Source organism: Moraxella sp. CTOTU49097, from assembly GCF_032064105.1.
GTDB lineage: Bacteria > Pseudomonadota > Gammaproteobacteria > Pseudomonadales > Moraxellaceae > Faucicola > Faucicola osloensis_B.
This window is the reverse complement of sequence record NZ_DAMBOA010000011.1, coordinates 16,793-39,584: the sequence shown is the minus strand read 5'-3', so window position 1 is coordinate 39,584 and position 22,792 is coordinate 16,793. Positions and strand designations below refer to the sequence as shown.

Annotated in this window: 20 protein-coding genes and 1 pseudogene; 9 read left to right on the top strand and 12 right to left on the bottom strand. The window is 43.8% G+C overall.

What is annotated here, in order from left to right:
- Positions 1-11 precede the first annotated feature (11 nt).
- Positions 12-821, bottom strand: a complete 810-nt coding sequence (locus RT064_RS07835; RefSeq protein ID WP_204155474.1) for an acetyl-CoA carboxylase carboxyltransferase subunit alpha — start codon at positions 819-821, stop codon at positions 12-14.
- An 87-nt stretch (positions 822-908) separates the two neighbouring features.
- Positions 909-2,432, bottom strand: coding sequence for a Ppx/GppA phosphatase family protein (locus tag RT064_RS07830; RefSeq protein ID WP_313062725.1), 1,524 nt, complete (start codon positions 2,430-2,432; stop codon positions 909-911).
- Between the two features lie 504 nt (positions 2,433-2,936).
- Between RT064_RS07830 and trxA the strand changes: the two genes are divergently transcribed.
- Positions 2,937-3,260, top strand: coding sequence for a thioredoxin (gene trxA, locus RT064_RS07825; RefSeq protein ID WP_036589854.1), 324 nt, complete (start codon positions 2,937-2,939; stop codon positions 3,258-3,260).
- A 404-nt stretch (positions 3,261-3,664) separates the two neighbouring features.
- A complete protein-coding gene (gene rho, locus RT064_RS07820) occupies positions 3,665-4,933 on the top strand; it encodes a transcription termination factor Rho (RefSeq protein ID WP_007117155.1) in 1,269 nt (422 codons plus the stop codon).
- Positions 4,934-5,056: 123 nt separating this feature from the next.
- On the opposite strand, the gene ypfJ is transcribed toward rho, so the two are convergent.
- Complete coding sequence (gene ypfJ, locus RT064_RS07815; protein ID WP_313062724.1) at positions 5,057-5,941, bottom strand: KPN_02809 family neutral zinc metallopeptidase; 885 nt, start codon at positions 5,939-5,941, stop codon at positions 5,057-5,059.
- Between the two features lie 588 nt (positions 5,942-6,529).
- On the opposite strand from ypfJ, the gene RT064_RS07810 reads away from it, so the two are divergent.
- Positions 6,530-6,856 carry a hypothetical protein gene (locus tag RT064_RS07810; protein WP_224054513.1) on the top strand — a complete coding sequence of 109 codons (327 nt, stop codon included), beginning with the start codon at positions 6,530-6,532 and terminating at the stop codon, positions 6,854-6,856.
- 204 nt (positions 6,857-7,060) lie between these two features.
- Here RT064_RS07810 and ccmE read toward each other — a convergent pair whose 3' ends face one another.
- The 5 genes from ccmE to ccmA all read right to left on the bottom strand — a co-directional run bounded on the left by ccmE (position 7,061) and on the right by ccmA (position 10,196).
- Positions 7,061-7,546 carry a cytochrome c maturation protein CcmE gene (gene ccmE / locus RT064_RS07805; RefSeq protein WP_040404183.1) on the bottom strand — a complete coding sequence of 162 codons (486 nt, stop codon included), beginning with the start codon at positions 7,544-7,546 and terminating at the stop codon, positions 7,061-7,063.
- 87 nt (positions 7,547-7,633) lie between these two features.
- A complete protein-coding gene (gene ccmD / locus RT064_RS07800; protein WP_313062723.1) occupies positions 7,634-7,840 on the bottom strand; it encodes a heme exporter protein CcmD in 207 nt (68 codons plus the stop codon).
- 116 nt (positions 7,841-7,956) lie between these two features.
- Complete coding sequence (ccmC, locus tag RT064_RS07795; RefSeq protein WP_313062722.1) at positions 7,957-8,748, bottom strand: heme ABC transporter permease CcmC; 792 nt, start codon at positions 8,746-8,748, stop codon at positions 7,957-7,959.
- Positions 8,749-8,853: 105 nt separating this feature from the next.
- Entirely contained in the window at positions 8,854-9,522 is a 669-nt protein-coding gene (locus RT064_RS07790; RefSeq protein WP_313062721.1) for a heme exporter protein CcmB, read from the bottom strand.
- A gap of 11 nt (positions 9,523-9,533) precedes the next feature.
- Positions 9,534-10,196 (bottom strand): heme ABC exporter ATP-binding protein CcmA, encoded by a 663-nt coding sequence (gene ccmA / locus RT064_RS07785; RefSeq protein ID WP_313062720.1) that lies wholly within the window; start codon positions 10,194-10,196, stop codon positions 9,534-9,536.
- Between the two features lie 271 nt (positions 10,197-10,467).
- Here ccmA and RT064_RS07780 point away from each other — a divergent pair, with 271 nt between their 5' ends.
- Positions 10,468-11,250 carry a YbjN domain-containing protein gene (locus RT064_RS07780; protein ID WP_313062719.1) on the top strand — a complete coding sequence of 261 codons (783 nt, stop codon included), beginning with the start codon at positions 10,468-10,470 and terminating at the stop codon, positions 11,248-11,250.
- Between the two features lie 68 nt (positions 11,251-11,318).
- Here the strand turns inward: RT064_RS07780 and RT064_RS07775 are convergent, their stop codons facing one another.
- Positions 11,319-13,424 carry a 2,4-dienoyl-CoA reductase FMN-binding domain-containing protein gene (locus RT064_RS07775; RefSeq protein ID WP_313062718.1) on the bottom strand — a complete coding sequence of 702 codons (2,106 nt, stop codon included), beginning with the start codon at positions 13,422-13,424 and terminating at the stop codon, positions 11,319-11,321.
- 321 nt (positions 13,425-13,745) lie between these two features.
- On the opposite strand from RT064_RS07775, the gene RT064_RS07770 reads away from it, so the two are divergent.
- From RT064_RS07770 to RT064_RS07755, 4 genes and pseudogenes are all read left to right on the top strand, one after another.
- Positions 13,746-14,582, top strand: coding sequence for a DegV family protein (locus RT064_RS07770; protein WP_313062742.1), 837 nt, complete (start codon positions 13,746-13,748; stop codon positions 14,580-14,582).
- A gap of 155 nt (positions 14,583-14,737) precedes the next feature.
- Positions 14,738-16,378 (top strand): annotated as a pseudogene (locus tag RT064_RS07765) (AMP-binding protein); the annotation flags it as partial.
- Between the two features lie 452 nt (positions 16,379-16,830).
- Positions 16,831-17,886: a recombinase RecA gene (gene recA, locus RT064_RS07760; protein WP_313062717.1), complete on the top strand. Its 1,056-nt coding sequence runs from the start codon at positions 16,831-16,833 to the stop codon at positions 17,884-17,886.
- A 104-nt stretch (positions 17,887-17,990) separates the two neighbouring features.
- Positions 17,991-18,614, top strand: a complete 624-nt coding sequence (locus tag RT064_RS07755) for a regulatory protein RecX (protein WP_313062716.1) — start codon at positions 17,991-17,993, stop codon at positions 18,612-18,614.
- An 8-nt stretch (positions 18,615-18,622) separates the two neighbouring features.
- Here RT064_RS07755 and RT064_RS07750 read toward each other — a convergent pair whose 3' ends face one another.
- Positions 18,623-19,711: a sulfate ABC transporter substrate-binding protein gene (locus RT064_RS07750; RefSeq protein ID WP_313062715.1), complete on the bottom strand. Its 1,089-nt coding sequence runs from the start codon at positions 19,709-19,711 to the stop codon at positions 18,623-18,625.
- 180 nt (positions 19,712-19,891) lie between these two features.
- Entirely contained in the window at positions 19,892-21,358 is a 1,467-nt protein-coding gene (gene ffh / locus RT064_RS07745; protein ID WP_065253465.1) for a signal recognition particle protein, read from the bottom strand.
- A gap of 165 nt (positions 21,359-21,523) precedes the next feature.
- On the opposite strand from ffh, the gene RT064_RS07740 reads away from it, so the two are divergent.
- Positions 21,524-22,321, top strand: coding sequence for a cytochrome C assembly family protein (locus RT064_RS07740; RefSeq protein ID WP_313062714.1), 798 nt, complete (start codon positions 21,524-21,526; stop codon positions 22,319-22,321).
- An 83-nt stretch (positions 22,322-22,404) separates the two neighbouring features.
- Here the strand turns inward: RT064_RS07740 and acpP are convergent, their stop codons facing one another.
- Complete coding sequence (acpP, locus tag RT064_RS07735) at positions 22,405-22,647, bottom strand: acyl carrier protein (RefSeq protein WP_007115622.1); 243 nt, start codon at positions 22,645-22,647, stop codon at positions 22,405-22,407.
- Positions 22,648-22,792 lie beyond the last annotated feature (145 nt).

The following is a 22,792-nucleotide window of genomic DNA, read 5'->3' as shown; positions in this document are numbered from 1 at the left end:
ATCACTGACAATTAAGCAGAGGCTTTTGGTAAGGACACTGTAGAATTAAAGCTCATCAATTTTTCATAGCGTTGTTGCAGCCGCGTTTGCTCATCCAGCTTTATAAGCAACGCTAACTGTTGCTCCAGCGTGGCTTTAAGGTTGGTCATAGCCACATCGCTGTTGATATGTGCGCCCTCGCCTTCCCCGATGACTTCATCAATCAAGCCAAGGGATTTTAAATTTGCCGCACTGAGTTTCAACGCCTCACTGGCTTGTGGCGCTTTTTCAGCCGTTTTCCACAAAATCGATGCACAACCTTCAGGCGAAATCACGGAATAAATGCTGTTTTCTAGCATATTAATACGGTCAGCGACGCCAATCGCCAATGCACCGCCTGACCCCCCTTCACCGATTACCGTGGCAATCACAGGCACATTTAATGATGAAAATACCGCAATACTTTGGGCAATCGCTTGGGCTTGACCACGCTCTTCTGCACCCACGCCAGGATATGCGCCTTGGGTATCAATAAAGGTCAGCACCGGCAATTTAAACCGTTCTGCCATTTGCACCAGTCTAACCACTTTGCGGTAGCCTTCTGGGTTTGCCATACCAAAATTGTACTCAATACGCTCACGGGTACTGCGACCGCGATGCTGACCAATCAGCATGACAGGCTGGTCGTTAAACATCGCCATCCCGCCCAAAATCGCTTTGTCATCGGCATACGCGCGATCCCCTTGCAGCACATCAAATTCCGTAAACAGCTGGTTGGCATAATCCAAAAATAATGGTCGTTTTGCATGACGTGCAAGCTGTACTTTTTCCCAAACACTCATTGTCGTTATTCCCTTGTTTTATTACAACTGTTGTCATCTTAATATCGTATGACAGACCTAAACGCTTAACTTTATTTAAAAATTTGCTTAGCCAATAGTTGGCTCATAAGTGGTAATGGATAAGCTCATGCCCCACTTTTGCCAAATATCAATTTCATCTTGCAAATCTGACAGCACAAGACTTGCGTTATCATCCGCTAAATTTACCGAAACTTCCCAAGTATGGTTATCTTTAGCCGCTAGCTGAATCGGTAGCGTATCATGTTTGCTACGGCTACGATGCACCAGTACCGCTAGGCGTAAAATCAAAGTTAAATACACCAGATTGTCACCGCCCACCATTTTGACTTCATCCAAACTATCAGGTTTTAATTTACGGCGATGGTGCATCACGAGCTGCGACAAGCGTGTTTTATCGACTTGTGAAAACCCGTCAATATCAGAATTTTCTAGCAAATAGGCACTGTGCCTGTGATAGCTACTATGGCTGATGGCAAGACCAATTTCATATAAATAGGCACCACGGCGAAGTAAATCCGCGTCTTCTTCATCAAGCCCCAAGCGATTTCTCACTTGGTCAAACAGCTGCTGCGCGGTACGTACCACACGTTTTGCTTGTTTTCTATCGACCGAATAACGCGTCATCAAGGCTTGTACACTGCGATCGCGCACATCTTCACTGGCAAAACGCCCAAGCATATCGTACATGACACCTTCACGCAGCGCACCATCTGAATAAGAGATGGTATCAATGCCCAAAACATTCATCGCTGCGAGCAGCACCGCGACACCAGCCGGCAACACTGCTTTACGGGTGTCTTTAATGTCGGCAAAATCAATATTGTCGATATGTTTTGCTTTAATCAGTAATTTTTGGATTTCTTTGACACCGCTGTAGGTCACCCGAGCATTTTCATCGGCAAGTCCAAGTTGCAGCAAAATTTGATTGACCGCTTTAATCGTACCACTTGAGCCCGTGACACTGTCCCAACCCGTTTTTTGATATAAACGACTAATACCAAGCACTTCTTTTCTCGCCGCAGCAATCGCTTTTTCAAACGCTTTTTCGGTGATAGCGCCGTCAGTAAAATAGGATTTGGTAAAGGCAACACAGCCCATCTGTAGGCTTTCGGTCAAAATCGGATCAAAGCCTTTGCCAATAATAAACTCCGTCGAACCACCGCCAATATCAATCACCAAGCGTTTATCGGTACTGGCATTGGTATGAGAAACTCCCAAATAAATTAGACGGGCTTCTTCTCGCCCCGCAATGACTTCTAAGGGTTTGGGTAAAATTAAATTGGCTTGTCGAATAAATTCATCCGCATTTTTGGCTTGGCGCAGGGCATTGGTAGCCACAATCCGTAACCGCTGTGGTGAGACAGCGTCTAGTCGTCCAACAAAACGAGTCAAACAATCCAGCCCGCGTTTTTGTGCCTCAAGCGACAAATAGTTGTTTTCATCAAGTCCAGCGGCAAGCTGCACTTTTTCTGACATTGATGCTAATTTGCGTACTTCCCCATGGTCCAACCGCGCGATGGCTAGATGAAAGCTATTTGAGCCAATATCAATGGCGGCCATAAGTTCATTGTTAGCAAGTAAGTCAGGCATATTTCACTTAGTGTCGGTTAAAGTCAATGATTCGATTAGAGACCATTTTACGCATTTTCACCCTTGAGTAAAAGCCATTTTATTGCAACTGCAACTTTTGCATCCTGCCATGCCTGTCTATCGTTGAAAAAAATTGACTGTAATATTTTCTAAAAACTTTTATCATTACAATTGTTTAGATACAATTAATTAGATATCATTAATGTTTCTTATCATAACTATCAAAACAATTAACCATAGCCATACCCTGTTTTGGGGTTGTGTTATGCTAAGATGACCCTATCATGATAATTACAATAAAGTAATTTGCCGTTGGGTGTCTGTTTAATAGATTTTAATAGATTTCACTATCCTATCATTGTTTCTATCACTGTTTGATTGTATCCAATATTAAGATTTTTTTATTAGGCAAAAACAAGCACTGGGCAAAAACAAGCGTTTGGGTCATTACTTAGCCGTAATCCAAAACTTAACAGTTAACAACATCAACACGTAGGAGTTACTATGTCTTCAGTTATTCATGCCGATGAAGGTACTTTTGAAAAAGCAGTACTACAATCAGATACCCCAGTATTGGTCGATTTTTGGGCAACTTGGTGTGGTCCATGTAAAGCCATCGCCCCTGTATTAGATGAGCTTTCTTCAGAATATGAGGGTAAAGCGCGAATCGTTAAAATCGACGTTGACCAAAATCCAAACCTAGCCGCACAATATGGTATCCGTAGTATCCCTACCTTATTTATGTTTAAAAACGGTGAAAAAGTGGATGCCACTATGGGTATGCAACCAAAAGCCCAATTGACTGCCCTTATCAACAAACACTTATAATCGCTAGGGGAAGAATCACTAGCATAGGTTAAATTGAATTGTTACATTGGTAACGGTGTCTTTTTTGATAGTTACCAATGAGATTCGCCGCGATTTTGATACTTGTGAGTAAAAAAATCGCGGTTTTTTATGTCGATACATTGACAAATGAATATGTCAAGTCGTATAGTGTGTTTCACAAAATAACTATCTTATCGATATGCTTAACGTCACGTTAGCAGGCATCTACTATTATTTGTTCTAGTACTTGGTATTGTCTGTGTGCAACGCTTAGTTAATCATTTCAAACGTTTCTAGTTTTTTCTCTTTATATTCTCTTCACCCCTACTGTCTTAAAACGATGCAGCGCCTTTACTCGACTCACGTTTTGAGGTGGTTCAAAATTAGTTATTGATGATTTACCTATGAATTTGACTGAACTCAAAAAAAAATCGATTGCTGAATTGTTGTTGATTAGCGAGCAAATGGGTCTAGAAAACATGGCCCGTAGTCGCAAACAAGATATCATTTTTGCTATTTTAAAAACCCATGCCCGAAACGGTGAAGCTATCTATGGGGATGGCGTGCTTGAGATTTTGCCCGATGGCTTTGGTTTTTTACGATCGTCGGAAGGCTCTTATCTAGCAGGTCCCGATGATATCTATGTGAGTCCGAGCCAAATTCGCCGTTTCAATCTCAAGACGGGTGACTCCATCGCTGGTACGATTCGCCCACCCAAGGATTCTGAGCGATATTTTGCCCTATTAAAAGTCAACGAAATCAACTTCGACACCCCAGACCGCTCTCGCCACAAACTGATTTTTGAAAATTTAACCCCACTTTTCCCCACCCAGCAGCTTCGCTTAGAACTTGGTAATGGTACCACAGAAGACTTAACGGGCCGTATCATTGACTTGATTGCCCCGATTGGTAAAGGTCAACGCTCAATTATTGTCGCCCCACCAAAAGCGGGTAAAACTGTACTGCTACAATCTATCGCGCAATCCATCACCAAAAACAACCCAGAATGTTATCTCATCGTGCTGCTCATTGACGAGCGTCCTGAAGAAGTGACCGAGATGCAGCGCACGGTACGTGGGGAAGTGGTCGCATCGACCTTTGATGAGCCGCCAGCCCGTCACGTACAAGTCGCCGAAATGGTGATTGAAAAAGCCAAACGCTTGGTTGAGCACAAACAAGACGTGGTGATTTTACTTGACTCCATTACGCGTTTAGCCCGCGCCTATAATACGGTTTTGCCTTCATCGGGTAAGGTACTGACGGGTGGGGTGGATGCCAATGCGCTAGAACGCCCAAAACGCTTTTTTGGTGCCGCGCGTAATGTCGAAGAAGGCGGTAGCTTGACCATTATTTCTACTGCGCTTATCGACACAGGCAGTACCATGGATAAGGTGATTTATGAGGAGTTTAAGGGGACAGGTAACCAAGAAATTACCCTTGAGCGAGACATTGCCGAAAAACGGGTATTCCCTGCCATCAATATCAAAAAATCGGGTACTCGCCGCGAAGAACGGTTGATGGATGAAGCGATGCTACGCAAGGTATGGATTCTGCGCAAACTGCTACACCCCATGGATGAACTACAAGCCACTGAGTTTTTGCTAGAAAAACTTAAAGACTCAAAAACCAATGATGAATTCTTTGAGCAAATGACGCGTAAAGATAAATCTTAATCATGTTGCCGCTTAATCCTGTTAATTAGCTGACTTATAAAAATAAAAAAGCTCAACATAAGGTTGAGCTTTTTGTTGGCATCTTTTTTAGTGGCGTGCTTTGGGCTTAAATCGCACCGCTACTTAAATTGCACCACTAAAAGTATCGCATTGGTTGATATCACCCGATTTTAGACCGCGTGAAAACCACGTCATACGTTGTTGACTGGTACCATGGGTAAAGCTATCAGGGACAGCGGCACGACCACTGGCTTGGGCCAAACGGTCATCACCGATTTGCTCCGCCGCATTAATCGCTTCTTCAATATCGCCTTGCTCTAAGAATTGAACACGTTGTTGGTTACGGTTTGCCCAAACACCGGCAAAACAGTCCGCTTGTAGTTCTTGACGCACTGATAAATTGTTGGCTTGTGCTTCAGTGGCACGGCGACTGGCTTCGTCCACTTTTTGGCTAATACCTAACTGATTTTGTACATGGTGACCCACCTCGTGAGCAATCACATAAGCCTGTGCAAAGTCACCTGCTTTACCTTGGTTTTGTGCATCACCTGAGCCATTTTGGTCACCCGTGATACCCAATTTTTGGCGCATTTCTTGGAAAAAACTGGTATCAAGATAGACGCGTTGGTCAGCAGGACAATAGAAAGGACCTGTGGCTGAAGACGCATTACCACAACCCGAACGTACCATACCATTAAATAATACTAATTTAGGCTGTTGGTATTGCATATTGTTTTCACTAAAAATTTGACCCCAAACTTCTTCTGTGTCTTTTAACACCACTGAGACGAATTTTTGGTCGCGATCAGCCGTTTGCTGGTCAAGGGTTTGTTGCCCACTACTATTTCCACCGGTAATTGCAGAACCTGTTTGCATGGCAGTCATGGGATTCATACCAAACACCAGCCACAAAATCAAGCCGATGATAATACTACCGATACCGCCACCAACAGCTTTACCGCCGCTGACCAATACATTCGAACTACCGTCACGATCTTCCCACTTCATACCAACACCTCCTTAAATACTGTCTTGCTTTTATAATATGCTCATATAGTTTGCTTATTTTGGCATTGTAGCATTTTGCCTAAAAATTACTGTGTGAAATCGTAGTTTTATACAGATTTTTGACAATAAACCCTAACAATATGCAACTAATGTAACTTATTATTACCTATCTAAAATCTGCCAAACCTGATTAAAATTAACCATTTATTGCCATAAAAAATTATTTTTTAGGTATTCTTTAATTCAGTACTGGAAATAGAAAAAATTTTGTAAATTTACAAAAATAAAGATATCCTTGCCCTATTTTTATGCGTATAATACGTCATTTTCTGCGAAAAGCTAAAAAAGATATCTTTTTCGTACGATATTTATGAGTCTAAAAAGTTGTATTTGTGTTTACGGTGTTATTTTGTTACAACCTTTTATCAGATTTATTATATTTTTTTATGCGAAAGTTATTCTATCTTGACTAAGTTTCAGCTACAATATTGCCAGTTTCATGTCCCGTGTGTCTTTAATTCTAAATAAACGCTTTATTTAGAGTATCGTCGAGTGAATACGGGGTTATTTTCTTTAGGAGAACACGTAATGAACGTTAAATTAATCGCTGTATCAAGTTTAGTTGCTGCATCTTTAGCTATGACTGCATGTAGCAAAAAAGAAGAAGCTGCACCAGCTGCCGCCTCTACCACTGCTTCAACTACGGTTGCTTCATCAACTACTACCACTGTTGAAGCTTCTGCACCAGCAGTAACTGCATCTGCTGCAACTGTTAACGCTTCTACTGTTGTAGTAGAAACTGCATCTGCTGCTGCACCAGCTTCAGCTGCTGCTGACGCTGCTAACAAAGTTGCTGATGCTGCCGCTTCTGCTGCTGCAACTGTTGCTGACGCTTCTGCATCTGCTGCAAAATAATCAGTTTTTTAAACTGAACAAAAAGGAAACCCAAGCGGTTTCCTTTTTTTATATTTAAAGATTTTATGGTTAAAGATTTTGTATGGCATAAAATTTTTAACATTATTTAGATATTAAAAAATTTAGACACTAAAAAAGTGGGTCAATTGCCCACTTTTTTAGCCAGCTGATTTTTTAGCTAAGTGACTTTTTAGCTAAGTGGCTTTATTGTTTAACAGGTGTAGCTGGCATAAACTGTGCTTGGTTGACGTCAGTGCCGTTGGCTTGATGCTGCGTTTTTAGTGATTTTGCCACTTCAGGCGGCATATAATTCTCATCATGCTTTGCTAATACTTCGCTTGCTACAAAGGTATTGCCTTCAAGCGAACCTGTGGCTACCACGCCCGAACCTTCGGCGAATAAATCTGGCAAAATGCCTTTATAGGATACCGGTACGGTGGATTTAAAATCGGTGATTTTAAATTTGACATTGAGTGGGTCCGTGCTATCTCGCTCAACACTACCGCGCACGACCATGCCCCCTGCTCGGATACGAGTATCTTCAGGTGCTTTGCCTTGACTAATGGCTGTGGGGTCAAAATAATAGTCAGTTTGTTGTCCTACCGCATAAATTACAAGAACGACGGCAATGATTGCGCCAAATAAGGTTGCCATCACCCACATTAATTTTTTTTGTCGTACTTTATTCATCGCTTTTTTTCATCTCACTTTTGATGAACCACACCCTATGGGGCTACTTGTCTATTATAACACCGATTAGGGCGATAGATACTATTATCAGCTGCCCTTAGCCATACGCTGATGACGCTGTTGTTGGCGCGCCTGCTGGGTAGTAATATCTCGGTAGGTCGCTTTACGCTGATTACGACTAAAAAAGATGAGCGCGACAATGCCTAGTAAAGTCAGTAGCCAAGTTGACCATACATAACTACCATGCCCACCCATGGCGATAAACTCGGCAAAATTATGAAAATACGGGCTCATTGGTCACCTCAGGTTTGGATTTAGGTTTAAATAGTGGATTGGTGCCATAGGATTGAAGCTATCGCTAGTTAAATGGCGATACTTTACGTCAATAAGCAGGCTTTAACAATAACACTTTAGCGATATAGCCGTTTGCATTCATCAATCACCCACTGTTTGCTACTTTCACGTTGTAAAATCAAGGTATTGGTACGATAGATTGTCAGTGCAGCCACCAAAAAATAACTACCTAACATCATCAGCAACAACGGCATATACATATCAGGCGGCATTTTTGGACGCTCAGTTACGGTAAATGTCGAGCCTTGGTGTAGGGTGTTCCACCAGTTGACAGAATATTTGATAATCGGCAAATTAACCGCACCGACAATCGATAAAATCGCCGCCGCTTTACCACGACTGGCAGTATGCTCAAATGCAGTAAACAGCGCCATTACGCCTGCGTACAAAAACGCCAAAATCAGCATAGAAGTGAGACGCGCATCCCATACCCAGTATGTGCCCCAGGTAGGTTTTGCCCAAATCGAGCCTGTGAGTAAACTTAACACACAAAGAATAAAGCCAATGGGCGCAATCGCTTGGGCAACCAAATTTGCGGTTTTAATTTTCCACACCAAAAAAATCACCCCCAAAATTGCCATACCCAAATAAATTGACATGGCTAGACTGGCAGTGGGGACATGGATAAAGATAATGCGATAGCTATTGCCTTGCAAATAATCGGGTGGCGCAAACGCTAATCCCCAAACGGCACCCACCGCTAATAGCAGCTCAGCAATGACAGCTAAATATTTCACCCAAGGGGCAAAAATACGATAAAACTCTTTGGTGCCAACAGTTTTAAGAAATCCTTGCCAAAGGCGAGAAAAAAAGCCAGTTTTGCCAACGTTTGGGGTAATTTCTGCCATGGAATGCGCCTTGCTTTCTTTTCTAAAATGAATGTAAGCCATCAACAATAAGATATTTGTTCGCTTATTTTACTGGTATTTGGGGATTTTTTCATCTAAAAATCATCAGCTTAACCAAGCCAGTCTTAATGAAAATGCAATCACAAAAGGCGTCACGATGACTGCCAAAATACTGCCCGCCAGTAATAGGGCTAAAATCGGATAACCGTTAAGCCCCATGGCAAATTGCCCCACTGCTCCTGTGGCAAAAATCAGCACAGGGAGCTGCATCGGTAACGAAATCAATGGCACTAACACCGCGCCGTTTTTTAGCGATAATGTCAAGCTACTGGCAATCGCTGATAAGCATAGCAAAATCGGACTGCCCACCAAAATCGACGCACTCAGGGCAATGGCTGTTTGGCTCGACAGACCAAAAAGCGGCATCGCCAAAAATGCGAGCAGACACACCATCCCTGCACTGGTCAGCCAATGCACGATGAGCCGTACTAGCACCCAAGTGGGAATCGAGGCACGAGCGACAACCAATTGCGCCAGTGTACCGTTATCGAGGGCTGGGCGAAATAGGTTTTCCATACCCATAATCAGTGACAATAACGCTGCAATCCATACCGCAGGCACGCCAAGTTGCTGCAATAATTTTGGCTCCGTCCCCATCGCCAATGGAAATAAGGTGATAATAATCAAAAACAACACCAGTGGATATAACCACTGCACTTTGTTTTGCTGCTTGATTTGCCATTCGCGTTGCCACAGGGCAGAAAAATCAATCATTGCAGTTGCCCCTAAACCATATACAAGGTTAAATCTAATTGCTTGTTGGCGACGGCGACAGTTTGGTGACTGGTCATGAGCACTGCCCCGCCGCGCTGAACGAATGTCTGCATCACGTGTTCAATTTTGGCAATCATATTCACATCAAGCGCGGTCAGCGGCTCATCAAGTAGCCAGCAAGGAAATTGCGCTACATACTCCAGCGCAAACAGCAAACGTGCCAGACCCACGCGGCGCGTCTGCCCTGCCGAGAGTTGATAGCAGTTGATTTTCTCATAACCTGCTAACCCAACCCAATCGAGTGCTTGCTCAAGGGCGTCTGCGCTTGGTTTGATGCCATACAAGGCTAACAAAAATCGCAAATTTTGCTCAACGGTGAGTTGCAAATGAATACCCAATTGGTGCGCCACATAAAATGGCTGCACAGGTAGTCCTGCCTTGCCCTGCCAGCTGATATCACCGGTCAACACAGGAATCAACCCTGCAAGCTGCATCAAAAATGTGGTTTTGCCAGTGCCATTTTCACCCACCAAATGACAAATATCGCCACGGTTTAGCACCAAATTCACCGCTTCACACAGCGGAAATTCGCCACGTTGTATGGTGACATTTTGACAGTTTAGCAGCGAACTGGTCGCCGAGATAGGCATAGCAGTGGGTGTTGGATTTGGCATAGCATTGATTAAAATTTGCAAGTCATTAAATAGATAACAGATTAAATTGATAAATCACGGCCTTATACCCATTGTATAGATAATTGGCTAAAGTTGTGTAGAAAGCTTATTATATACTAACTTGCGACAGGTCTTTGCTATTATCCATATAAAGCTTGGTAGTAGCGTCAAAGTTTTGCTAACCTGTTTGTTAACTTTTTTGTTTTTTAACTGTTCTGCTTTTCGTTTTTCTTTCTATTTTTAGCTATTTTTTCTTGGGTAAGTGAAATCAATGTCCAAAAATCCGAAGCGTTTATGGCAACGCCTAAAACTGTTGTTTACTGCTGAAAAATCAGCGCCGCTCCCTGTAGCCGATAAAACAACTGACTCTAGTCAGTGTGCTGAGACAAACGAGCATAGCGATGCTACTCGCTATCAGCCTTTTGCCGAACACCCGGTCAATGCGGCGTTTGATGAACATAATCATTCACAAGATGAACCGCTTTTAGCCAGTGAGTCGCCCGAGTCAGATGGCGAATTCGAGCTACAACCGATTACTCCCGATGACATAGAGCATATCTTAGCCAGTATGGGTTATCAATTTATGTATCACCCTGCCAGCGAGCAAGATGAGCAGAGCATTCATCATTATACGATGCAAGTGTCGGATAAAGAGCGGCATTGGGGTTGTATGATTCGTTTTTTTAGTGAGCAGCAATTGATTGCGGTGTACAGTGTTTATCCTACTGCGATTGCTGAAGCCAATCGCCCAGAGATGCTCGCCATGCTCGCTTATCTGAATTATGATTTGATGATTGGCAATTTGGAAATGGATGTGATGGACGGCGAGCTGCGCTTTAAGACGTCGCTTGATTTGGAGGTGACGGGGGTGAGCGAGCTAATTATGAGTTATTTGCTACAGAGTAATTTCTCGTTGTTTTCACGGCTGTATGACACCATTAGCGAGATGATTGAGCAGCCGCACACTACGCATGATTTGCAAGGTGCGGTAGACAAGCTGATTGACTCTCAGCAGTCGCGCAATTTTTTCTTAGCCTCTGATGCCATTCAATAATACGCGTTCGATATAAAAAAAGGCGGTGACATTCATTCATCGCCTTTTTTATGGCATAGTAAAAGCTGCTACAACATGGCAGCAACTTCCGCGCCTTCGCGAATGGCACGTTTGGCATCCAATTCGCCTGCCAATTTTGCCCCACCAATCAAGTGATATTGCGCTGTCAAGTCATCACCCACGGCAGGCATTAGGTGATTGACCGATTCTTGCCCCGCGCAGATAACGATACTATCAACACGCAATAATTGGCTATGACCGTCTGGGTTAGTAATCCAAATGCCTTCATTGGTAATTTTCTCATAGCCAATGCCGCTCACCTGTTTGACGCCATGCTTATTGATATGAGCACGGTGCACCCAGCCTGAGGTTTTATTGAGACCTGCCCCCAAGCGACCTTTTTTACGCTGCATCAAATACACTTCACGGGTCGGGGTAATGGGCTCTGGTTTTACCAGTCCACCTTCAGTCTCATAGTGTGGGTTGGTGTCCACGCCCCACTCACGTTTCCATGAGGCTACGCTTTGCGGATGGGGTTGATAAATCACCTTGCCTTGCGCATCTTTTTCAAACGGTTTCACATGGGTCGAGGTCAAATATTCGCTGACATCGAAGCCAATTCCGCCTGCACCGATCACCGCGACTTTTTTACCTGCAACTTTTTGACCCGATAGCAACTCGGCATAGCTCATCACTTGCGGTAACTCTACCCCTTCAAAGTCTAGCGCCCGTGGCACAACGCCTGTGGCAATAATCACATCATCAAACTGACCTGACTCTAGTTCCTCTTTGCTCACTTTATGATTCAGTTTGAGTTCAATGCCTAAACTGTCCACCAAATTGGTAAAATAGCGGATGGTTTCAAAGAACTCTTCTTTACCTGGAATCACTTTGGCATAGTTAAACTGTCCGCCGATTTTATCCTGTGCTTCAAACAAGGTGACCTGATGACCGCGTTTGGCGGCGACCGTCGCCGCTGATAAGCCTGCCATGCCTGCGCCTACTACGGCAATTTTTTTGGCTTTTTTGGCAGGTTTATAGACCAGTTCAGTTTCATAACAGGCTTGGGGGTTTACTAGACAGGTTGAGCGTTTATTTTCAAATGTATGATCTAGACACGCTTGGTTACAGCCGATACAGGTATTAATTAAGTCAGTTTGTCCTAAACTGGCTTTTGCTACCCAATCTGGGTCTGCCAAGAACGGACGCGCCATTTGTACTAAGTCAGCTTGGTTCTCTGCTAGCAGCTGCTCGGCGGTCTCTGGCATATTGACACGGTTGGCAGCAATCACAGGAATACTCACGTGACGTTTGACTTCAGCAATCACATCGGCAAACGCTGCGCGTGGTACCGACGTGACGATGGTCGGGATACGCGCTTCATGCCAGCCAATCCCCGTATTTATTATGGTCACGCCAGCTTTTTCGATGGCTTTGGCGATAGTAATGACTTCATCCATGGTGTTGCCATCGGGCACCAAGTCAATCATCGACAAACGGAAGGTGATAATAAACGCTTTTCCCACCGCCTCGCGTACCGCTTTGATGACTTCAAGGGCAAAACGCATACGGTTTTCTAGACTGCCACCCCATTGGTCGGTGCGCTGATTGACGTGATTGCTTAAGAACTGATTGAGCAAATAGCCTTCTGAACCCATGATTTCGACACCATCATAGCCCGCCATTTGTGCAAGTTTGGCAGTTTTGGCATAGTCTTTGATGGTCGCCAAAATATTTTTTTCACTCATTTGACGGGGTTTGAAAGGTGAAATAGGCGATTTGATGGCACTGGCTGATACCGCCAATGGATGATAACCATAGCGACCGCTGTGCAAAATTTGCAGGATGATTTTGCAGTCATATTGGTGTACAGCTTTGGTGACTTTACGATGATTGACTACATCGCCTTTGTGATTGAGCGTCCCGCCTGCCGGCACTAACCAACCTTCATGATTGGGCGAGATACCGCCCGTGATCATCATGGCAACTCCCCCTTTGGCGCGCTCGGCAAAATAAGCGGCTAGCTTTGGATAGTTAAAAAACCGATCTTCAAGCCCTGTGTGCATCGAGCCCATCACAATACGATTTTTTAACGTGGTAAATCCTAAATCCAGGGGTTCAAAAATATGCGGATAATGGGTGTTATGAGTAGATATCTGGCTGTTATTTGACATAAATAATCCTTGGCAGTAATTTCCTTTCACTATTTAGTCACATTAAGGAACTAATCTTGTCATTTTATCAATGAGTTCGTTATCATAATCAATTCGTCAATGTGGGAATTCGTCAATGTGGTCACGCAATGTAGCTGTATCAACATACCTTAAGCATACATCAAACCAAAAATAGGTCAACCTATTATAAATAGTCATCTTTGAAAGCATAAGGCAAATTTTGTCCCGATGAGTCTACAAAAAAATCATGCTTATTTTTGCGACAATGTTAATATCAAGCTAGGATAAAAGTACAACAGGAGGGAAATTACTGTGAAAAAAATGATTGTTAGCACGTCCACGTCATGTCTAGACGACCTTGGCATTCCAGAAAATGTCAAAATGTTGCCAATGAATATCCATATGGGCGGTGCCAATTATCTAGATGGACAAGACCTAAGCCTAGACAGGCTGTCGCGTGTTCTACTCGATAACCCCAATATCGACATCAGTACCTCAGCCCCCACTGAAAATCAGCTCATTGAATTCTTTTATCAACTCATCAAAGAAGACGTGCAAGAAGTTTTAATCATCTGTTTATCCTCTTCTTTAAGCCAAACCTACAACAACTTGCTCAATATCAGCTCGATGTTTAGTCATCGCATGAAAATTTATATTTATGATTCACGCACGATTTCACATGGCGAAGCGGTTCTTGTACAAGAAGCCTCACGCTTACTCAAACAAGGTATGGAAATCCCTCAAATCATCACCGAAATCAACCGCCTGCGCGATAAAATCCATATCTATTTGGCAGTTGATAACCTTAAAGGCATGATTCGCACCAAACGTATTTCAGCCCCAGTCGGCTTTTTTGCCAATTTATTCGGTATTAAACCGATTGTAAAAATGGAAGACTCAGGGGAAATGGTCGCCTTTGAAAAGGTGCGTAGTTTTGAAAAATGTATTGAGCGACTCGCTGATGCTGCCATCACCGCCGCCAATGGTAAAAAAGGTACAATGTATGTGCTTAGCGGTAATTTAAACCCTCATACCAAGGCACTACTTAACTATTTATCGTCACGCGGTTATGCTAAACCCGAAGTTCTTCCTGCCGCCAGTGTCTCTATAGCAAATATCGGGGTGTTCACCCTTGGCTGCGTATTTGTCGAAGACTAAACCCTGACGGAGTTTTGCTAGCTTATAAAATAACAGGCAGGGCTGTCTGTTTTTGTCATTTTTTATATTTGTGAAAAAGCAGATTGATATATAGGATTTCGTCAAAATCCTTGTTATGATAAAGGCGTTTATTTATTAACTACAGGGATGTCGTTATGCCAAACTTCCATACTGGGCTGGAAAAGAATCCTGCCAACTATACCCCGCTTACTCCCATTGATTTTATTGAGCGTACTGCTAGCATCTATCCCGATCAAACGGCGATTGTCTATAAAGATTATGAGCACAATAACCTGCGTCAAAGTTGGGGCGAAACCTATAATCGCTGCCGCAAAATGTCAGATGCCCTAAAAAAACTGGGCATCGATAAAGACGATACTGTTGCAGTGCTACTGCCCAATACCCCAGCCATGGTTGAGGTCGCGTTTGGCGTACCGATGTCTGGTGGTGTGCTATGTACCTTAAATACCCGTTTGGACATCAATGCCTTGGTCTTTTGCCTACAGCACAGTGAAGCTAAAGTATTGATTGTCGATACTGAGTTTGAACAGCATATTGCGCTGGTTCAAGAGTCATTTCCTAACTTAATTATCATTCATGCCACCGACCCTGCGGTCACGCCCACTGAACAATTTGGCAACATGACCTATGAAGAATTGATCGCCTCAGGAACCGATTTAGACAACTGGGAAAAACCCACTGATGAATGGGACGCCATCGCGCTCAACTACACATCAGGTACCACAGGTATCCCAAAAGGCGTGGTGTATCACCATCGCGGTGCCACCTTAAATGCCGTCTCTAATATTTTAGATTGGGATATGCCAAAGCACCCCGTGTATTTATGGACGCTCCCCTTGTTTCATTGTAATGGCTGGAGCTTTCCTTGGAGCATTGGCGAGCGTGCGGGTACCAATGTGTGCTTACGCAAAATTGATGCTGATTTGATTTTACGGTTGATTGCCGATGAAAAAGTCACCCATTATAGCGCAGCGCCTATCGTGCACAACATGATTGCCAATGGCAATGAAGCGCTCAAAAAAGCCATCAAACATGAAGTACGTTGTAATGTCGCAGGCGCACCACCGCCTGAGTCTTTGCTCGCCAAAATGGAAGAAATGGGCTTTAAAATCACGCATGTATACGGTTTGACAGAAGTATATGGTCCCGTCACCCTGTGTGTTGAGCGCCCAGAATGGGATGATTTGACTGTCAGTGAACGCGCGCAAAAAAAATCCCGCCAAGGCATGAACTCACATCTGCTAGCGGGATTTGATGTATTCAAACAAGGCACCACTACCCCAGTTGCAGCCGATGGTAGTGAAATTGGTGAGCTTGCTATCCGCGGCAATATGGTGATGAAAGGCTATCTAAAAAACCGCAAAGCCACCGCAGAAGCCTTTAACGGTGGCTGGTTTAAGACCGGTGACTTGGGCGTCAAATACCCAGATGGGTACATCAAAATTATGGATCGGCTCAAAGACATCATCATCTCGGGCGGTGAGAATATCTCAAGTATCGAAGTAGAAAACGTGCTGTATCGTATGCCAGAAGTGGAAAGCTGTGGGGTGGTTGCTGCTCCCCATGACAAATGGGGTGAAGTACCGGTAGCCTTTATTGAAATCCGCGAAGGCTCAAGGCTAGATCGGGAAGATATTATTGCCCATTGCCGTAAATATTTGGCAGGTTTCCAAGTGCCTAAACATATTATTTTTGCGCAAATTCCAAAAACTTCGACAGGTAAAGTGCAAAAATTTGAGCTACGTCAAGCGGCGCGCTCACTGGCGCATGAAGAAGCAAAAATCACTCACCACCATCCGCAAAGCTATTTGGCAGCGACAGCCGACTCCAATCCGAGCACTGCCATGCCTAGCTCTGCCATACCTAGCTCTGCCATAGATAGCAACACCCAAACCCCATCCAATGATTCACCAGAAGATGAGGCACACTAAGGCTCAATATTGGCGACTCGCATTGCATATCCTCACTTTGTTAGTGGGGATTTTTTTGCAACATATAGCTTGAAAACACCCAAAAAACACCCATTTATTTAGAGATTTTCTCATGTTATTTTTAATTAATTATTAACAATCATAAGCGACAATATATGTCGTATATCAGTGATTTAGCCCTATAATTTTCCGTATATTTTGTTATTATAGCCTTATCAATTCACTTCTTTTTTAACTTATCACTACTTTTAAATTGTTCCCTTTTTTATCAACCTATTTTATAACAAGGAGTCCTTATGGACGACAATAAAGCCAAAGCTTTAACTGCCGCTTTATCACAAATTGAAAAACAATTTGGTAAAAATACCATCATGCGCTTGGGTGATGAGTCAGCAAAAATCAACGTGGATGTAGTCTCCACAGGCTCATTGGGTTTGGATATTGCACTGGGCATTGGCGGTTTGCCAAAGGGTCGTATTGTCGAAATTTATGGTCCTGAAAGTTCGGGTAAAACTACTTTAACCTTGCAAGCAATCGCCCAATGTCAAAAGCAGGGCGGTACCTGTGCTTTTATCGATGCTGAGCATGCGCTAGACCCTATTTATGCCAAAAAATTGGGCGTTGATGTCGATGCTTTACTTGTCACGCAGCCTGACAACGGTGAACAAGCGCTTGAAATCACCGATATGCTAGTGCGCTCAGGTGCGGTGGATATGATTGTTGTTGACTCGGTCGCCGCCCTTACCCCACGCGCGGAGATTGAAGGCGAGATGGGCGACAGCCACATGGGTCTGCAAGCGCGTCTGATGAGCCAAGCGCTACGTAAAATCACCGGTAACGCCAAACGCTCTAACTGTATGGTGGTATTCATTAACCAAATTCGTATGAAAATCGGTGTCATGTTTGGTTCGCCAGAAACCACGACGGGTGGTAACGCCCTTAAATTCTATGCGTCGGTGCGCTTGGATATTCGTCGTATTGGTGCGGTTAAAGACGGTGAAAACATCGTCGGTTCTGAGACCCGCGTTAAGGTCATCAAAAATAAACTGGCGCCGCCGTTCCGCCAAGCGGAATTTGACATCATGTATGGGACAGGTACCAATCATTTAGGTGAAGTGGTTGACTTGGGTGTCGATATTGATGCGGTCAAAAAATCGGGCGCTTGGTACAGTTACAATGACAGTAAAATTGGTCAAGGTAAAGCCAACGCCATTAGATTCTTGGAAGAAAACCCACAAATCGCCCAAGAGATTGAAGCCAAAGTGCGCGCTGCTAAGCTTGGTAATGTCGAACCTATGCCAGAAGAAGCGCATGACGTTGAACCCCCTGAGTTTGTCGAAGGTATGCAATAATTGCCTAGCTAACCAAAACCCTAGTTTTTACTGGGGTTTTTGTTTTTATACCGTTCAACTTGCTCCCCACCTGTTAGCTTTTTTTAGTCCCGGTTAAAACCGCTATGCCAGATCCTAAATCCTTGTTAGAAACTATCGAAAATCAGTTAATGACTGATGAACAACGCCAAGCTTACCATGACAAGCTTAAATCCGAGAGCTACATGCGTTGGCTGGCGTTTTATTATCTTGGGCGGCGTGAGCAATCTAAAAAAGAGCTGCGGGACAAACTACTGGCTAAAGGATGTGATGCGGCGGCTATCGAAGCGCTTTTAACAGAATTTGAAGCAGAAGGTTATCAAAGCGATGAGCGTATGACATCTGCATTAATCAAAGAAGGTATCGGCAAGCAGCATGGTACCCAGCGGATTTTTCAAACGTTAAAAAAACATGGGTTAACCACCGTCCGTTCGGTCAGTGCGATTAATGCATGGATTGAGATGCACAATGATTTTTTTGAGGATTTACTACTCAATGATATCGAATCCGACACTGACCTCGCTGAGGCCTATGAAGTGGATTGGCTTGCCCAAGCGGTGGCAGCACGGGTACGAAAATACGGTGATGCTATCCCGACAGAGCCTAAAGAAAAAGCCCGTCAACTGCGATTTTTGCAATATCGGGGCTTTGCTGCCGATGTGTGTTTTGATGCCTTAAAGTATGACTTAACCACCCTAGCCAATCGCTAGTGCCACGGCTATTTTTTTACCGCCAATTGGTCAAAAATTGCCCCATCTTTAAAAAACTTGCTCATAATTTCATCCCAGCTACCAAAAACTTCATTTGGCTCAAACGTGGTAATTGCAGGAAATTGGCTTTGGTATTTTGCCAAAGTCGCCGCATCCACAGGGCGCAAATAGTTCTTAGCCATAATCTCTTGGGCAGGCGTATCCCACAAACCTTTTAAATAGGCTTTTGCCAATTCAGTAGTACCTTTTTGCTCAGTAACGGCATTCACCACAGCGACAGGGTTACTAATCTTGACCGAATAACTGGGATAAATAATCTGTAAGTTTTTATCGGCAAATTCTTTTTTGGTAATTTGTGCTTCATTCTCTGTGGTAATCAGCACATCGCCAATTTCTCGTTGTAAAAAGCTTGTTGTCGCTGCCCTTGCGCCACTGTCATACACCGCCACATTGCTCAAAATTTGCTTCACCAGCGCTTTGGTTTTGGCTTCGTCATTATTGAAGTGGTGCAAGCCATATCCATACGCACCCAAGAAACCATATCGCGCTGTACCACTGGTTTTTGGATTGGCAATCACGATACTGACACCGGGTTTTGCCAAGTCATCCCAGTCTTTGATTTGCTTGGGGTTGTTGTTGCGAACTAGTAGTACCATGGTGCTGGTATAAGGTACCGCGTTATTGGGAAACGCTTGTTGCCAGTTTTTATCCACCAAGCCTTTTTTCACCAACAGTTCTACATCTGAGGTTTGGTTCATGGTCACCACATCCGCTTTAAGCCCATTGGCCACGCTCAAGGCTTGTTTACTTGAGCCGCCATGCGACTGCTGGATAGTGACGGCCTGTTTTTGCTGCCCCGTAAAAATCGGGTTGTATTCTTTATACAACTCGCGGGACACATCGTAAGATACGTTTAGCAAAGATACACCATTGCCGTTAGCGGCTGAAGCGCTGGCTGCACTCTCGTTTTTGGGCGGGGCTTTTTGGCAGGCAGTTAAGCTTGCCACTGCCATCACTGAAATACCGGCTAATGCAAAGATTTTACCTTTAGAGTAAGTATGGGTAATGAATGGGTGGTTTTGGGTCGCGTTTGTCATGTTTTCCTCATAAGTTTTCAAAGTGCCAAGCTAAACATCCAATGGCTTAATGATTGAAAATATAGTAAGGATTTTTAATTATACTGTCTTGGAATATTTAATACTTTCATTATTCCTTAGTTGAATAAAAAAGCCCGTAATGCATACGGGCTTTGAAAGTACAATTCTGCCATTAAAATTTTAAAAACGGGTTTTGAATTTTGGCGCAACTGGATTGGCTTGACCGTTAACTGTCGTGGTATTTGCGCCTGCTTGGTTGTTTTGTCCAAATAATGGACCACCGCCACCGCCCATGCCTTTGGTCAACCCTTGCACCGCTTTCATCATTTTGCTGATGCCCGATGGGTCAGATAGCATCTTCATCATTTTTGCCATTTGCTTGTGCTGCTTTAACAGCTGATTGACGTGCTGTACGTCTTTACCCGCGCCTGCCGCGATACGGCGTTTACGGCTTGGGTTGATTTTATCGGGGTTTTTACGTTCAAATGGGGTCATGGAATGAATGAGTGCTTCCATTTCTTTGACCTTTTCTTCTGGTTTGGCATCTGATACCGCTTTTTGGACATCCGCACCGCTCATGCCTGGCATCTTATCCAAGAAGCCCGCCATGCCGCCCAAATTCTTCATTTGCTGGAATTGGGTTAGCAAATCCTCAAGGTCAAACTCACCACCTTTTTGGATTTTTTTCGCCATTTTTTCCGCTTTTTCGCGGTCAATTTTTTGCTCGACTTCTTCGACCAGTGACAACACGTCACCCATGCCCAAGATACGCTGTGCGACACGCTCAGGATGGAAGGGCTCAAGCGCATCAAGTTTTTCACCACGACCCAAGAATTTGATCGGTTTGCCAGTGATGGCACGTACCGACAACGCCGCACCACCGCGCGCATCACCGTCAGTCTTGGTCAAAATCACGCCAGTCAAAGGTAGCGCATCATTAAAGGCTTTTGCAGTATTTGCCGCATCTTGACCGGTCATTGAGTCAACGACAAATAAGGTTTCTGACGGAGTGACCGCTGCGGTTAAGGCTTTGATTTCATCCATCATGGCTTCGTCGATGTGTAGACGACCTGCGGTATCGATAATCAAAATATCTTGAAACTGTACTTTGGCTTGTTCGATGGCGCGTTTGGCGATATCAATGGGGTTTTGGTCAGCGCTCGATGGCACAAAATTGGCTTTAACTTGCTCAGCGACTTGCTCAAGCTGCTTAATTGCCGCAGGGCGATAGACGTCCGCAGAGACTAGCATGACTTTTTTCTTATGGCGCTCTTGCAGATATTTGGCAAGTTTACCGGCTGTGGTGGTTTTGCCCGCCCCTTGCAAACCCGCTAGTAGATAGACAACAGGTGGTTTGCCTGTCATTTCAAGTGATTGGTTAGCACTGCCCATCATCTCGGTCAGTTCATCATAGACGATTTTGACAAAGGCTTGACCTGGGGCGAGTTCTTTAAGGACTTCTTGACCTAGGGCTTTGTCTTTTACCCGTGACACAAAATCGCGCGTCACTGGCAAGGCGACATCAGCTTCTAGTAGTGCCATACGCACTTCACGCAAGGTGTCTTTGATATTGTCTTCAGTTAGCTGCCCTGTACCAGAGATACTACGTAAACTCGTCGACAGGCGTTCGGTTAAGGTTTCAAACATATAATTTCTCTAATCTATTGCTATCAATTTTATAATCTTACTATTTTATGCTAAATTAGCTAAAACTGCTAATATAATACCGATAAAATCGCGATTTATTACATGGCTCATGCTAGTATAACCATCGCATTTTGCACGTATTTAATGATTTTTAATGAGGCTAGGGTGTTTGTAATCTTTGTACTTGCGTTAGTCTGTTATGGCTTAACTACCATCTATTTGATGTGGGCAGTTACGCAACAAAAGCCCATCCTTAAAGGCATGGTGCTTGGGCAATTGCTAATTGGGTTGTTGGGTCATGCGGTGGTGTTATATCCTGATATCATTACCCAAGGCGGTCTAAACTTTAATATTTTTAATGTCGTATCGTTGACGACATTGTTTATGCTGTTATTTTATTGGGGATTTTGTCTTTATCGCCAAATTTTGCCGCTTGGGATTTTGGCAACGCCGTTAGCATTTTTGGGCATGATGATTGGTTTTTTTGGCGATGCACCGTATCACCCGTTATCAACCATCAGTCCTATCTTACAAGCCCATATCATCATGTCTTTGGCTGCCTATTCGGTACTATTTATGGCAGCGATTGCCGCGATTATGCTACGGCTGCAAATCAGCGAACTCAAGCGTCAAACCTTCCACCGTGTCTGGGTCGATAAACTACCTTCACTCCAAAGCATGGAAGCCTTGCTGTTTGATATGATTACTGTGGGTTTTGGCCTATTGTCGATTTCGCTGCTGTTAGGCTTTATCGATACCACCAATTTACTGGCGCAGCATTTGGTACACAAGACTGTGTTTAGTCTGTTGTCTTGGTTGGTATTTGGGGCGTTATTGGTTGGGCATTGGCGCTTTGGCTGGCGAGGTCAACGCGCGGCTAATATGACGCTATACGGTGTGATTTTACTTGGCTTGGCGTTTATCGGTACGAAGTTTGTGTTGGAGCTGATTTTAAACAAATAAAAACCCCAATTTTATCGCTAAAACTGGGGTAAAATGCCGCTAAACCAAATAACAAGTAAGCGGCTAAATTAAGTAACTAGCAACTAGTTAGCCAATTTTGATTGTACATAGCTGATAGCACTTTGCACCGTGGTCAATTGTGCGCTGTCTTCGTCAGGAATGGTAATACCAAATTCGTTTTCAAAAGACATCACCAATTCAACAAGGTCAAGTGAATCGGCACCGAGGTCATCCATAAATGAAGATTCATTTTTGATGTCTTCTGCATTCACGCCTAATTGCTCAGCTACTGCGGCTTTTACTTTTTGTTCGATTTCGTTACTCATGCTTCTCTCCTTGCATTGGGGTATATGATATATCGAGTAAACTACCTATTAGAGCATATTATCATGCTCATTGCCTATTTCAAAATAAAATAATGCAACCTGTTACTATTTCAAAAACTGTATTTTAAGTTCAAAAACTGCATTT

Excerpts from the sequence above, each read along its gene's own strand:
- RT064_RS07770 (WP_313062742.1), top strand. The coding sequence starts at position 13,746 with ATGATTGTTAGCACGTCCACGTCATGTCTAGACGACCTTGGCATTCCA.
- rho (WP_007117155.1), top strand. The coding sequence starts at position 3,665 with ATGAATTTGACTGAACTCAAAAAAAAATCGATTGCTGAATTGTTGTTG.
- RT064_RS07775 (WP_313062718.1), bottom strand. The coding sequence starts at position 13,424 with ATGTCAAATAACAGCCAGATATCTACTCATAACACCCATTATCCGCAT.
- RT064_RS07780 (WP_313062719.1), top strand. The coding sequence starts at position 10,468 with ATGTCCAAAAATCCGAAGCGTTTATGGCAACGCCTAAAACTGTTGTTT.
- recA (WP_313062717.1), top strand. The coding sequence starts at position 16,831 with ATGGACGACAATAAAGCCAAAGCTTTAACTGCCGCTTTATCACAAATT.
- acpP (WP_007115622.1), bottom strand. The coding sequence starts at position 22,647 with ATGAGTAACGAAATCGAACAAAAAGTAAAAGCCGCAGTAGCTGAGCAA.
- ffh (WP_065253465.1), bottom strand. The coding sequence starts at position 21,358 with ATGTTTGAAACCTTAACCGAACGCCTGTCGACGAGTTTACGTAGTATC.
- RT064_RS07755 (WP_313062716.1), top strand. The coding sequence starts at position 17,991 with ATGCCAGATCCTAAATCCTTGTTAGAAACTATCGAAAATCAGTTAATG.
- ccmC (WP_313062722.1), bottom strand. The coding sequence starts at position 8,748 with ATGGCAGAAATTACCCCAAACGTTGGCAAAACTGGCTTTTTTTCTCGC.
- RT064_RS07835 (WP_204155474.1), bottom strand. The coding sequence starts at position 821 with ATGAGTGTTTGGGAAAAAGTACAGCTTGCACGTCATGCAAAACGACCA.
- ccmA (WP_313062720.1), bottom strand. The coding sequence starts at position 10,196 with ATGCCAAATCCAACACCCACTGCTATGCCTATCTCGGCGACCAGTTCG.
- trxA (WP_036589854.1), top strand. The coding sequence starts at position 2,937 with ATGTCTTCAGTTATTCATGCCGATGAAGGTACTTTTGAAAAAGCAGTA.
- RT064_RS07750 (WP_313062715.1), bottom strand. The coding sequence starts at position 19,711 with ATGACAAACGCGACCCAAAACCACCCATTCATTACCCATACTTACTCT.
- ypfJ (WP_313062724.1), bottom strand. The coding sequence starts at position 5,941 with ATGAAGTGGGAAGATCGTGACGGTAGTTCGAATGTATTGGTCAGCGGC.
- ccmD (WP_313062723.1), bottom strand. The coding sequence starts at position 7,840 with ATGAGCCCGTATTTTCATAATTTTGCCGAGTTTATCGCCATGGGTGGG.
- RT064_RS07830 (WP_313062725.1), bottom strand. The coding sequence starts at position 2,432 with ATGCCTGACTTACTTGCTAACAATGAACTTATGGCCGCCATTGATATT.
- RT064_RS07790 (WP_313062721.1), bottom strand. The coding sequence starts at position 9,522 with ATGATTGATTTTTCTGCCCTGTGGCAACGCGAATGGCAAATCAAGCAG.
- ccmE (WP_040404183.1), bottom strand. The coding sequence starts at position 7,546 with ATGAATAAAGTACGACAAAAAAAATTAATGTGGGTGATGGCAACCTTA.
- RT064_RS07810 (WP_224054513.1), top strand. The coding sequence starts at position 6,530 with ATGAACGTTAAATTAATCGCTGTATCAAGTTTAGTTGCTGCATCTTTA.